This window comes from Bacteroidia bacterium (genome assembly GCA_041391665.1).
In the GTDB taxonomy this organism is placed as follows: domain Bacteria; phylum Bacteroidota; class Bacteroidia; order J057; family J057; genus JAGQVA01.
Window position 1 is genome coordinate 1,277,454 of sequence record JAWKNO010000003.1, and the last position, 13,482, is coordinate 1,290,935.

12 protein-coding genes are annotated in these 13,482 nt (G+C 40.4%); all 12 read left to right on the forward strand.

Going from position 1 to position 13,482, the window contains the following annotated elements:
• The first annotated feature begins 67 nt into the window (after positions 1 to 67).
• The 12 genes from R3D00_27995 to R3D00_28050 all read left to right on the forward strand — a co-directional run bounded on the left by R3D00_27995 (position 68) and on the right by R3D00_28050 (position 13,449).
• Positions 68 to 877 (forward strand): Rpn family recombination-promoting nuclease/putative transposase, encoded by an 810-nt coding sequence (locus R3D00_27995; GenBank protein MEZ4777050.1) that lies wholly within the window; start codon positions 68 to 70, stop codon positions 875 to 877.
• A 327-nt stretch (positions 878 to 1,204) separates the two neighbouring features.
• Positions 1,205 to 2,176 carry a hypothetical protein gene (locus R3D00_28000; GenBank protein ID MEZ4777051.1) on the forward strand — a complete coding sequence of 324 codons (972 nt, stop codon included), beginning with the start codon at positions 1,205 to 1,207 and terminating at the stop codon, positions 2,174 to 2,176.
• Positions 2,173 to 2,484, forward strand: a complete 312-nt coding sequence (locus R3D00_28005; protein ID MEZ4777052.1) for an STAS-like domain-containing protein — start codon at positions 2,173 to 2,175, stop codon at positions 2,482 to 2,484. Before R3D00_28000 ends, R3D00_28005 begins: the two co-directional genes overlap by 4 nt.
• A 170-nt stretch (positions 2,485 to 2,654) precedes the next feature.
• Positions 2,655 to 4,190 carry an ATP-binding protein gene (locus R3D00_28010; protein ID MEZ4777053.1) on the forward strand — a complete coding sequence of 512 codons (1,536 nt, stop codon included), beginning with the start codon at positions 2,655 to 2,657 and terminating at the stop codon, positions 4,188 to 4,190.
• 160 nt (positions 4,191 to 4,350) lie between these two features.
• Complete coding sequence (locus tag R3D00_28015) at positions 4,351 to 4,761, forward strand: hypothetical protein (protein ID MEZ4777054.1); 411 nt, start codon at positions 4,351 to 4,353, stop codon at positions 4,759 to 4,761.
• A gap of 276 nt (positions 4,762 to 5,037) precedes the next feature.
• A complete protein-coding gene (locus tag R3D00_28020) occupies positions 5,038 to 5,922 on the forward strand; it encodes a hypothetical protein (protein MEZ4777055.1) in 885 nt (294 codons plus the stop codon).
• Positions 5,923 to 6,206: 284 nt separating this feature from the next.
• Positions 6,207 to 6,833: a hypothetical protein gene (locus R3D00_28025; protein ID MEZ4777056.1), complete on the forward strand. Its 627-nt coding sequence runs from the start codon at positions 6,207 to 6,209 to the stop codon at positions 6,831 to 6,833.
• A 119-nt stretch (positions 6,834 to 6,952) separates the two neighbouring features.
• Positions 6,953 to 7,966 (forward strand): sialidase family protein, encoded by a 1,014-nt coding sequence (locus R3D00_28030; GenBank protein MEZ4777057.1) that lies wholly within the window; start codon positions 6,953 to 6,955, stop codon positions 7,964 to 7,966.
• 359 nt (positions 7,967 to 8,325) lie between these two features.
• Positions 8,326 to 8,766 carry a DUF1330 domain-containing protein gene (locus R3D00_28035; protein ID MEZ4777058.1) on the forward strand — a complete coding sequence of 147 codons (441 nt, stop codon included), beginning with the start codon at positions 8,326 to 8,328 and terminating at the stop codon, positions 8,764 to 8,766.
• Between the two features lie 189 nt (positions 8,767 to 8,955).
• Complete coding sequence (locus R3D00_28040; GenBank protein MEZ4777059.1) at positions 8,956 to 9,792, forward strand: DUF6671 family protein; 837 nt, start codon at positions 8,956 to 8,958, stop codon at positions 9,790 to 9,792.
• Positions 9,793 to 10,005: 213 nt separating this feature from the next.
• Positions 10,006 to 10,455, forward strand: coding sequence for an NAD(+)--rifampin ADP-ribosyltransferase (arr, locus tag R3D00_28045; GenBank protein MEZ4777060.1), 450 nt, complete (start codon positions 10,006 to 10,008; stop codon positions 10,453 to 10,455).
• A 192-nt stretch (positions 10,456 to 10,647) separates the two neighbouring features.
• Entirely contained in the window at positions 10,648 to 13,449 is a 2,802-nt protein-coding gene (locus R3D00_28050) for an alkaline phosphatase family protein (GenBank protein ID MEZ4777061.1), read from the forward strand.
• Positions 13,450 to 13,482: the final 33 nt, after the last annotated feature.

Below are 13,482 nucleotides of genomic sequence, written 5' to 3' on the forward strand. Positions count from 1 at the left end.
TAGATAAGAAGGTTTATAAATGAATGGAGTGACGGATTTTTCGTAATTTTGCTGAAAATCTGAACTTATGCAATTCGTAGATATAAAAAATGACATTGCTTTTCGGAAGATTTTCGGCAACGAAAACAAGACAATCATCATCATTTCCTTCCTCAACGCCGTGATGAAGTTGAAGGGCAAAGATGCCATTGAGGATGTGGAAATCCTCAACCCCTATCAACTTCCCATCATCAAAAACCTCAAAGCATCCATCATTGACGTGAAGGCGAGGGATAAAAAAGGTAAAACCTATATCATTGAGATGCAGGTTGCCGAGCCGGACGGCTTGGACAAAAGGTTGCTTTACTACGCCAGTAAGGAGTATTCCCAACAAATTGAGAGCGGCGAGTTCTACACCAAACTCAAACCAGTAATTTTTATTGGCATTTTTGATTTTAAGTTTACGGAAGGTAGCAAATACCTTGCTCACCATGCTGTCTGCGATGTTGAGAACGGAGAGCGCACGATTAAAGATATGGACTTCTACTTTATCGAACTTCCGAAGTTTGAAAAGTTGCTGGCTGACTTGCAGGAGGTGACGGACAAGTGGATATTTTTCATAAAAGAGGCTGAAAATTTGGAAGTAGTGCCTGAAAATGTGGACGATGAAGGTTTAAAAGCCGCATACCAAGATGCAAACAAACACTCCTGGACGAAAGAAGAATTAGAAGCCTACGACTACGCAGCCATGCGGGAGCAGGACGAAAGAGGGAAAGTTGAATTAGCAGAAAAAAGAACAAAATTGGAAGTAGCCAAAAAAATGAAAGTCGAAGGCTTTGACAATGATACAATTTCTCGGCTTTTGGGCTTATCAAGTGCCGAAATTGACGAAATATAAGACCGTAGAACAAAGCATGAACGCACATGGCGGCGAAAGCCCAACCCGCAAACCCAAAAGCAAATTAACCTGGGATGTTCACAGCTTCCCGACACAGGAATGGCGTTCAGGCTGACACGAAAATTTTAGCGGTAACACTACAACTACTTAACCCTATTCACCAGCAGACATTTCAAAAATTCAGGCTTTACCCGGAAAAGCGTGTTGCGCCCGGAATTTCTTCGTCAGACTATTGTGATTTCGGGGGAAATGGGGGATATTGGACTGTGTCAATAAGAAAATAAACGCTACGCGTAGCGGATATATGGATGTTAGCAACAATTACAAATGAAGATACATATACCCAATAGTGCCTTTTTAGGGAACATTGAAAGTTTCTTAAATCATTTTGACCCAAGCGATGAAACCAGATTAGACGTTACTTCAAATCAAAATTGGATTTCAGTTCATCCTATAGTTATATCCATGGCAATTGCTCTTGCTGAGGAAATGAAAAGAAGCAACAATCCTATAACTTGTGATACTTTCAATGCTAAGTCAAGACCGTATTTATTGAGGATGGGCTTGATCGATTCACTAGACCCTAACCACAATTTAAACGTTGAAGAGCATGATTCTTCTGGAAGATTTATCCAAGCAAGAAGCATCACTACCTCTGAGCAGCTTAATCAGTTCATTACGGATATGGTTCCATTACTTCATACGACACCAGAACAAGCATATCCAATTAAATATGTTATGAGTGAATTAGTGAGAAATGTACTAGAACATTCCCAATCTGAAATTGGCGCAATCGTCTGTGCTCAATACTTTAAAAAAAGCAATAGAATATCAATCGGTGTAGCTGACAGAGGAATGGGTGTAAGGCAAGCCATTAATAGATCTTATAATGCTGAAACAGATTATGCTGCAATAGATCTCGCACTTAGACCAGGCATTACTGGTACAACTGCAAAAATTGGCGGAACTGAATTTAATGCTGGAGCTGGATTATTTTTTACAAAGAGTATTGCAAAAGTAAGCCGAGACTTTTTCTTAATTTATAGTGGCAATTCATTTTTCAAATTGCATAAGACAAGTAGCAAAGAAAATGTCCAGCTATTTGCTAATCCACAATCGGACAAAGCTAATTTTAAATCAGAAGGTCTTCCATATTGGAAAGGCACGGCTGTAGGAATTGATATTTCGATGGACATAAATCAAGACTTTCAGGATTTACTTTCCATGATTCGGGATGCATATCATCTCGATGTGAAAAAAGCAAATAAAGACAAGTATCGCAAACCCAAATTTACATGAAAATAATTCCGCTACATAATTACTCAAGAGACTTTGCAGAGAATAAAGATATTGCGAGAAACTTGCGATTAGAAGAGATTGAACCTGAATTAAAAAAGGAGAGCGAGGTGACTATTGACTTTGATAAAGTTACCTCTGCGACTCAATCCTTCATCCATGCCTTGATCAGTCAAACGATTCGTGATTATGGCGTTGATGTTTTAGAAAGACTCAATTTCAAAAATTGTAATGAACAAATTCAGACGGTAATTGAAATTGTAGTTGAATATGTTCAGGATGGTATTTTTACAGAAGATGACGAAATGTAACTGTTGCTAACAGCACCTACCCAAAAGTGGCGGTTCAGTGGTTAAATCAAGCTTTGTGTCCGCCTCAAGCGGATTTCTGCTTGGTTGACAGTGAATTGCTCCGAAATCGCCACCTTCGGGTAGCCCCAAACCGTTGGCAGCAAGCATAACAGACAACATAACATTGGAATATGAAAATTAAGACGATAAAAATTAAAAATTTCAGAAGCTACAAAGACGAAGTTGAAATCGAATTGGGTGACTTAACATCATTTGTTGGGAAAAACGATATTGGCAAATCAACAGTATTAGAAGCGTTAGACATTTTCTTCAACGACAGCAAAGGCGTAATCAAACTTGACAAAGACGATGTAAATAAACACGCACTCGCAGACGGAGATACAGAAACGGTTATATCCGTTTGTTTTGAAGAGTTGCCAACGAGTATCGTAATTGACAGCACAAATCAAACTACACTTCAAGACGAATACCTTTTAAACTCAAATAATCAACTTGAAATCATTAAAAAGTATTCAAACGGTGGAAAGGAAAAAGTCTTTGTAAAAGCATACCATCCGACAAGTAACAGTTGTCAAGACCTTTTGCAAAAGAAAAATACTGACCTTCAAAAAATCATCAAAGATCTTACAGTTACTTGCAGCAATCAGACAATAAACGCAGTAATGAGAACTGCGATTTGGCAACACTTTAGTTCAGACCTTCAATTGCAGGAAATTGAAATTGATGTTACTAAAGGAGACACGAAATCAATTTGGGATAAACTTCAAACATATCTACCTCTTTACTCTTTATTCCAATCTGACAGGAAAAATAGTGACGGAGACGATGAAGTCCAAGACCCACTAAAAGAAGCAGTTAAACAAATTCTAAATGATACAGCACTGAAGGCTAAGTTTGACGAAATAGCAACAGAAGTAAAAACCAAATTGCAGGACGTTGCTTCAAGGACATTAGCAAAAATTCAGGAGATGAATCCTGAAATTGCAAGTAGCTTAAAACCTGTAATTCCTGCAACAGAAAGTTTGAAGTGGACAGACGTATTCAAAAGTGTTTCAATTGCCGGGGACGAAAACATACCGATAAATAAAAGAGGTAGCGGAGTAAAAAGACTTATTCTTTTGAACTTTTTCAGAGCCGAAGCTGAAAGAAGAAAATTAGCTGAAAACATTCCAAGTATCATTTACGCTATTGAAGAACCTGAAACATCACAACACACCGCGCATCAAAAGAAACTTATAAAAGCGTTTTTAGACTTATCGAACACACCAAACACTCAAGTAATAATTACTACTCATAGTGCAACATTAGTAAAAGAGTTAGAGTTTCAGCATTTACGACTTGTAAAATCAGACAGTTCCACAAAAACCATTGAAAAAGTATTGCCAAACAGACTACCATACCCATCGTTAAATGAAGTAAATTTCCTTGCGTTTTCAGAGATTACAGAAGAATATCATAACGAATTATATGGCTTCATTGAGTTAGAAGGCGAAATGACAAACTATAGAAATGGAAAACCGACAATGCCTTACAATAGACTGAAAAAAGACGGTGTTACCGTAGTTGTTGAGAATGTAGCGCTGACAGATTACATAAGACATCAGATTCATCACCCAGAAAACACAAACAATGCAAGATATTCGTTTCAACAACTCAAGGACTCGGTGGACTTAATGAGAAACTTTATTCAAACCTTGACACCGTGAGAAAGCCAGCACCACCATGGGTTTTGCGTCAGGCAGGGTGACGTGCAAACTTGGAACTTTGTGTCCGCCTCAGGCGGATTCAGTGCTATGTTGATCCGCAGGGGCGGATGCTCCCAAACCCCCACCTACGCCAAGCCCCCAAACCCTTCATACCAACATCATGCCTACAAAAGTATATGTACGCATAATTGACGGAGTGGAAGACTGGGTTCCTGTTAATGCCATTGCATCCGGCAGGTTGAATTATACAATTCTTGACGATGCGGAGTATATTGATGACGATCCGACTGTCTTATTCGAATTCTACCCCGGAGACATTGTTTGGGTTGAAGATTCTATGGAGGAAGAATACGAATTTAAAGCAATCAAGCTTATCAAACTCAGCGATCAGCCGGACAGAAAATATCTCTACTTTAAATTTTACGCGACGCTGAGATATATGCCGATATCAATAGAGACGGCGGCGGAATTTGCTGATGTGATAAAGCGGATTCGACAGGAGATCGACTCGGGACAATTTATGTACCGCGGCATCAAAGAGACAATTACCGCATTAGAACAAATATCCTGATTTCCGCCAACCTCCCCTCACCCCACTAAGTTAAGCCCCCGGTTCAGGCGGATAGGATTTTTGCGGCAAAACGCAAACCTCTACTACAGAAAATCTGCTGCTACCAAAATCCAACAAGACCCTACTGCCTGGCCTTGTCTCTACCAGCTACTTGTAAGTCTGCGAGAAATGGAGGATATTAGTAAGCGTCAATAAGGAAATCCGCGCTACGGGTGGTGGATATATGGATGTTAGCGGCAAGTTTTCCAGACAGTTTGAGATAACAGTAAATGGAATATGTTGACATATAACGAACTCATCGAATTAAGAAAGAAGCTGACCAATGGAGAGATTACGCAAGAGCTTGCAAAAGAAATTTATTGTAAGGATCATGAGGAAGGGAAGCGGTCATGGCATACAAAGGACTGGAAAGAAAGACGAAGTGGGGTTATCAAAGACAAATGTGAAATATGTGGAAGCAAAGAAACATTGACATTGCAGCATCGTTCTCATCCGAAAAAATATAATGACTTCGAGCGAAAAATAATTAAAACGCATACCCAATCTTTCAGAGACTCTAATTCGACCATTGACAAATTTGAATTTATCGAACACATAAATCAAAAATATGATTACGAACCTGTTCCGTTGTGCCCCAGTTGTAAAAGTAGGTACCCAAACAAGAGAATGAGAAAGGTTCCACAATATCTTTGCACAGTATGCCGATACGAATTTGATGAACCATCTTATAAATCAGTAGAAGAACTTATTGCAACTTTCTATGAAAATGAAGAAGTCGCTGAAGTTCGTGATAAATGCTTTGTCTCAAAAGACAAATGGAAGAATCAGCATAACCTACCAAATGTAAAATACTGGTTGCAAAGAGAAAGGGTAAAAGCTAAAAATAGCGAAGACATCGGAAAAGAGGCATTTTTGCAATTTTTAGACGACAACATAAAGTATCTTTCCTTTGAGGATACAATAACTGCATGTAAGAAATGTGCATTTAACTATGATATAAACAACATGGAACTATGTCCAAAATGCAAAGAATATTACAAAGGGGTTCAATATCCGACCTGTATCCAATGTTTGCCCCAGGACAAGCGGAAAGCGGCATTGGAAAAAATTGAATTTGGAAAGAATTGGCAAAGAATGCATGGAGGATTTGGAATCGACTAACTGCCGCGGACAATTTGCACTCACAAACAATTTCACTCAACGTTTATTTAAAACTTGGCAACAGGTCTTCTCATTTGGCTTTAAACTTGTAATTGGAAAACGATTTATTCCTGGACCAAAATGTGTATAACGAAAAAGAAATGTTTAGTTACGGCGGTCTGACAAGAAAAACAGTCCCCAACAACTAAATTTTCGTGCTGCGCGCAGCGCCTAGCATGAAAACCAGGTTTAAGCTACGGCGGATATAGGGATGTTCCAGCAAGCATTACAAAAAGACAGTAAAAATGAAAATTCTCAAATTGGTATTGATAATAGGTTTGACCTTTGTGGGATTTCTATTAGTAGCAAAATGGATACTTAGGGGGGCATTCGGGCCAATATACAGAACAGTTGAAATTGAGGTGAATAATGACAAAACAATAATTTGCAAAGAAACATACAGCGCAGACTTTGCCGGAGTTTTCTACGATGTGGACTTTACCCTTAAAGAAAAAAATAAAGAAGATATCAATTTAGGTCAGGTAACTTTTTCAAATGAAAACTGGGATGAGGGTTTAACGCTAAATGAAATTAAAATTGGAGATTGGATTGTTTTACCTATAGAACAAGGTTCTCGTTCAATAATTTTAATGACTAATCAAAAACTAAAAATATTTAAAGACACCACTTTTTCACCGTTATATTTACACCATGACAAGAAATGGAAAAATAGATATGGCGAGCTTTCACCCTGGCCTTATGGTGTAGGATCTAAAATTGATTCGATTGTCAGGAATGACCTTTATATAAACTATAAATACCGGATTGGCATAAACAGTCCTTCTAAATTTTATTATCAAACAATTCGTTATAAAATGGAATTGACGACAGGAAATTTTACAACTGATACGATTTTTGATAGAATTGATTAATATCAACTGTACTCCCCCCAAAGTTTTACATATCCTTTACACTTCTTTACAGTTAAAAAGGTTCTGGATAGCTGATGCCCGATATATTTGCTTTATTGTTTCACCTAATCATTACAGCAATGAATATCTACAATCTCTCTTTCTTACTTCTTTTTCAATTCTTATTCCCCTCTGAGGAGCAGTTAGCATTGACTCCGTCATCTGATCTCCCGAAATGTCAGCTTGAACAAAACAGCGCTAACGCGAAAACTGCAAACCTTGTTTTTACATCTACCGATGGCGGACAATCCTGGCAGGACATAAGTGCAGGCTTGCCCGAGCCGGTGAAAGATGATTATGGTGTAGACAAGATCTTTTCGTTTGCCGATGATCATGGACTCTATGTATCTGTCGGGGATGGGATATATCACAATAAACCCCATTCTACTGCTCCTATTTGGAAGAAAGATATTTTCCCCGACAATCACTGCAATATCGCTCCCGGAAGGGCCGGCATATTTGCATACAATTACTGGAGCAACGGAGTTTTCCAAAAAAAATATGGAACGAACGCATGGGCGCCGGTATTCGCAGATTTCCAGGAGAAACAGGTGTATAGCGTTTTTGAAACAGCCACAGGCACTATTTTCATCAACGCCGAAAAAAGTCTTTTTAGATCTACCAATAGTGGAAAATCATGGAAACATGTTGGTGACATGGTCGGAGAATTGGTAGAGTCGAATGGCGTATTGCTGGGGACCACCTCGAAAGGGATCGTAAGATCGACCGATAATGGTGAAACCTGGGCGTTGGTAATCAGCGAAGGCGGCGCAGGCATCGAGGTAGAACGCATCGAAGGTGGATTTGCTGCGATCACATTCAATGGAAAGTCCAGAACCCGAAGAGTGCGAACATCCTACGACGGTGGCATAACCTGGCAGCCCATTGATGCTGACCTTCCGCCGCAGCTTTCCATTGCGTCCATTATACAGGTTGGTGAAAACTTCTTTTGCGGTCATCCCAAAGGCATTTTCAGATCATCGGACAAGGGAAAAACCTGGAAACTGCTACTTCCTTCCATAGAAGACAAGGTTTTCAATTTACAAGTTTCAGGCAACGTGATTTATGCCATACCCATAAATGGAGGATGCTAAAGATTCGATGTGCAGCGGCATCAAAGAGACGATTAAGTTAACGTGAGTTTTGGATAAGCAAAATTGCTTAAAGAAGGGAAAGATCCTTTCCCTAAGGGATTTGCAACGCTATCGCACAGGATGACGATCTATCGCCCCAAAAAGCGCTTCTCCGACAGGAGAAGCGTAGGTTTAACCACGCAAGGCGTCACCTCCGAAGGAGTCCTTACGGACCTGACGGCCAAAGGTCGCAGATCCCCGGGAAAGGAAGGGTCTAATCTTTTTGCGTCTCAATAGAGAATGTAAAATATACAATCAATTCACTATCAATAAAATATGATTTATATTAAAGCTTTCTTATCCAAAACTCACGTTAAGTTATGAATAAATATATCGACGCAAATCCTGAAGCTGGAAAAGTTTTCTATCAAAACTTCCACAACAAAGGAAAGATCGTGATGCTAAACTTACTTAAATTTAAAGCAATCGCTGACTATACAGATCTGGAAGAACTAAAACCTGCGAATGAAATCAGTGGAGAAGATGCCTACCAGTTGTATATGGACCATACTCTACCTGAACTAGAGAAAGCTGGTAGCCGAATTATCTATTTTGGAAAGAGCCAAAACTTTTTGATTGGACCCGACTCGGAAAAATGGGACGCAGTTTTGTTAGTAGAACACGAATCTGTTTTGAAGTTTATGGAATTTGCGAAAAATCCAGACTATTTGAAAAAAGCGGGACACCGTACAGCTGCCCTGGAAGATTCCAGGTTATTGCCGACAAATGAAATAAAAAATTATTCCCAACAACACATATAACTTCTGGCTGGTCAGCAAGAAAAGCAGGTAAAAATTCTTTGCTACCCTCAAATCATAGTCTTCGTAGATTTTACTAAATTTGAGTAGTTGCGGAAAAAGCATAAGTATCGTTGTTGTGGTAAACACAATACGCTTGCTTTTTCCGCATTTTTTCAAAATTGCCTGGTGGTCTGCTGTTACCCTCTTATTATGTTTAATGGTAGAAATTTAATCATAGCCACGAAACACAAAAAGGAAAGTGTAATCGCACCGATTCTTGAAAAAGAGTTGGGCGTAATATGCTTCACAGATGAAACCTTCGATACTGACACATTAGGAACTTTTACAGGAGAGATTGAAAGAGAACTTGATCCCGTAGCGACAGTCAGAAAAAAATGCCTTATGGCAATGGCACTAAGCAACTGCGATCTGGGAGTGGCAAGTGAAGGTTCTTTTGGTGCTCATCCTTCAATGTTTTTTGCAAATGCAGATGATGAGTTTGTTATTTTTATTGATAAAGCAAACCATTTAGAGATAATAGCCAGAGAATTAAGTACAGAAACGAATTTCAATGGTAAAGAAATTGAAAATGAAAATGACCTCTTAAACTTTGCGGAATCAGTAAAATTCCCTTCTCATGGGCTAATTCTTCGCAAGTCGAAAACAGACAACAGCGATATAATCAAAGGCATTACAAACTTACCAGACTTAAAAAAAGCATTCCATTTACTCTATAAAAAATTCAGCAGGGTGTATGTTGAAACCGATATGAGAGCGATGTACAACCCAAGCCGTTTGAAGGTAATTGAAACTGCAACCCAAAAATTAGTTGACAAAGTAAATTCTTGTTGCCCTCAATGCAAGATGCCCGGTTTTGGCATTACCGAAGCAAAAAAAGGATTAGAATGTAGTTTATGTGGTTCGCCCACCAACTCTACCTTGAGTTATATTTATCGCTGCCAAAAATGTGATTTCACCAAAGAAGAAATGTATCCACATAAAAAAACAAAAGAAGACCCTATGTACTGTGATTACTGTAATCCATAATTTCTGTGTAAAGAAATACGAAATTATCAACTGATTGGGATAAACCGCAAAGGACCCCAGGAAGCCACGAGGGACACAAATCGCCGTTTCCTTTTGCCCTTTGTCTGCCTATGCAGATGGTTTCTGCTTCGTTTCGGAAAGATTACTTTCTCTCAATTACTTTACAATTCCGAAAAAAAACTACAGACATAAAATTAAATATTGACTTTGGCAATGGAACAAAACAAAAAAGAAGCGAAATCAAACGGACCAGGTGCGACGCCTTTTGCCCAGACATATTTTCACGGTACAAAGGCAGACCTGAAAATTGGAGACTTTATTACAGTTGGCAACAACTCAAACTTTGGACAAAGGAAAAATGCAAAATATATTTTCTTGTCTGCCACATTAGATGCGGCAATTTGGGGTGCCGAACTCGCCATTGGAGCAGGGCGGGAAAGAATTTATTTAGTTGAGCCTACAGGAGCAATTGAAGACGACCCGGATCTGACAGATAAAAAATTTCCGGGCAATCCCACAAAATCTTATCGTTCGACCGAACCTTTTAAAATTGTAGGTGAAGTTTCGGTTTGGCAAGGACACCCGGCTGCGCAAGTTGACGCAATGAAAGACGCATTGGAAAAACTTAAAGAACAAGGCATTCACTCACTGAATGACGAGTGAAAATACAGCCCCCCCTGGCGTACCGCCGGAAAAGGCGTCCGGGTGTGATCTCCCGACGGCCTGCATATTCCGGAAGTAAGTGTTTGTGATTTCGGGGAAAAGGGAGGATATTCGACGCTATCCATAAAACCCTGTGCGTTGAGCGGATGTTTTGTATTATGCACATCAAATCCTCAATTTCAATCATCCTATATGAAATTTATAGTCCCACTACTGATAGTATTACTTTTTGCGTCATGCGAATTTCAAAGTAATTCGAAGGGAAAACAATTATGGATCATCGCAGCACCCGCAGGCAATGAATTCACCCAAATTGACAAAACCGGAAAAACGGTCATCCCAAACGGAAGGTACCTTACGCCTGCCGGCAACAGTATTATAACGGCCCCACACCCTTATGGGCTAACCTTAAGCCCCGATGGCAACGTTGCGGTTACCGCCAATTCGGGAACCAATCCCCTATCGATTACCATCATCAGAAATATCTTATCCCAAAATCCGGAAGTACAACAGATCCCCCCCGGCCCTTCATCTGACCAGGGGGTATTGGCTTCAGTTTTTATGGGTTTGGCCATTTCACCTGACAACCAAACAGTCTATGTTGCCGGTGGTCAGGAGAACGTGGTGTATATATTTGACGTGAATTCAGGTGAAAAGAAAGGCATGATTGATTGTTCATTCAGCGATGAAAATGTGGATTATTCAACCGGATATATCGGCGACCTGAAGTTATCACAAGACGGAAAAACGCTGTATGCCGTAGATCAGATAGGTTTTCGGATGATTATTATCGATACAGGTTCGAAAACGCTTAAAAAATCTGTTCCGGTGGGTCGTTATCCGTTTGGGATTTGTTTATCCCCTGATGAAAAAAAGGTTTATGTAGCCAATGTCGGCATGTTTCAATACTCCTTTATCAAAGATGGTACCCAGGAAGATGCCAACATAAAACCCGTTCCTTACCCTGTGTTTGCATATGGCTCAGAAGAAATGCAAAAGGGTATTGAAAATGATACCCTTTCAGTTAAAGGTTTAGGGGATATGAATGCCATTGAGGCATTTTCCGTATTTGCCATCAGTGTCGAAAATCCACTTGCCGCCGAGGTGGTAGCAAAAATCAAAACTGGTCATTTAGTCGGGGCGATGGTTGAGGATATTCCCGCAGTCGGAGGTTCCAGTCCCAATTCAATGGTAGCTACTGACGAATATGTATTTGTCAGCAATGGCACAAATGATAATATCTCGGTCATCTCCATCCAAAAAGATACGGTGGTAAACACGATTTATCTGAAGCCGGATGATCGCATCAAACAATTCCGGGGCGTCATTCCTTTTGGATTGGCTTTGAGCCCGGATCAAAAAAAATTGTTCGTCGCAGAATCGGGGATCAATGCCATTGGGGTTATAGATATTGCCACGCAAAAGGTTTTGGGGCATATTCCTACGGGCTGGTTTCCCTCAAAAGTTGAAGTAAGCCGCGATGGGAAAAAATTGATTATCGCAAATGCCAAAGGCTTTGGGAGCGGCCCTAATGGCGGGGCAGCCTTCACCCCTGGTGAGGAGGGCAGTTATATCGGATCGCTGATGAAAGGGACAGTACAGGTAGTAGATATCCCGGATGATCACGGGTTGAAAGCCATGACAGAACAGGTAATATCAAACAACTTTGCATTCACCAAAGCTACTGATCCTGTGTATAAAACCCGCGAAAACAATCCCATACCGCTCTATCCGGGAGAAAAAGAGAGTCCAATCAAACATATCGTATTTATCTCAAAAGAAAACAGAACCTACGATGAAGTTTTTGGACAGATACAGAATGGCAACGGCGACTCCACCATTGCTCGCTATGGCCGGAACGCAAGTTTTTCCAACAATGAAAAAACAGCCTCCGTTTCTCAGGCAACGGTTATGCCCAACCACCTGGCATTAGCAAGGCAGTTTGGTATTTCCGACAATTTTTATGTGGATTCAGATGTCTCAGCCGATGGTCATCGCTGGCTGGTAAATACCTATCCGAATGAATGGTGTGAAACAGCCACAGCGGCCAGTTATGGCGGCAACCGAAACTTTAAGGAAGACTCAAAGGCTCCCGGTATTTTTGCAATGAATGGCGCAGCAGGTGCCATCTATCCCGAAGATTATAACGAAGCGGGTTCTATGTGGGATCATCTGGAACGCCATGCTGTGGATTTCTATAATTTTGGGTTTAGCATCATGTTTGAGCCGGCACTTTACAAGGCTGAGTATAAATATACGGGGATAAAACAATACGTGAATTACCCCATGCCACAACCGCTTTTTGAGCGTACTTCCAAAATGTATCCAACGTATAATACCGCTATCCCGGATCAGTTTAGGGTGGATCAGTTTATCAAAGAGTTTGATGAAAAATGGATGGATGGGCAGAATATGATGCCGGCATTCACAACCGTCATTATCCCCAATGATCATGGAGCCGGAGATCGGCCGGAAGCGGGATACCCTTTCCGGGAAAGTTATATGGCTGATAATGATCTGGCGGTGGGCCGTATTGTGGAATATCTTTCCAGAACCCCTTACTGGAAAAACATGCTGATCGTGATTACGGAGGACGATGCGCAAAATGGTGTAGACCATATTGATGCGCACCGCAGTATCTTAATGCTGATTTCTCCCTGGGTAAAAAAAGACTATGTCAGTCATACGCATTACAGTTTTGGCAGCTTGTTTAAAACGTTTTGGAATATTCTGGGAATGCCTTATTTAAATCAATACGATGCCGGAGCGACAGACTTAAGCGATTTTTTCACCGAAAATCCGGATTACACAGCGTACAATGCCGTGGATATCGATGGCCGGATTTTCGATCCTCAAAAGGCATTAGATCCATTTGACGAAAACTTTAACTGGAAAGCCCTGGAAGAATCTCCGGAAATCGACAATGTGGAAGACATGATCCGCGACAGCAAAGAACAGGATAAAGACCGTTTGGAAAACCGTGAGAAAAAATAGGCAAAGAGTGCCTCATCGGGCACCCCAACAGCT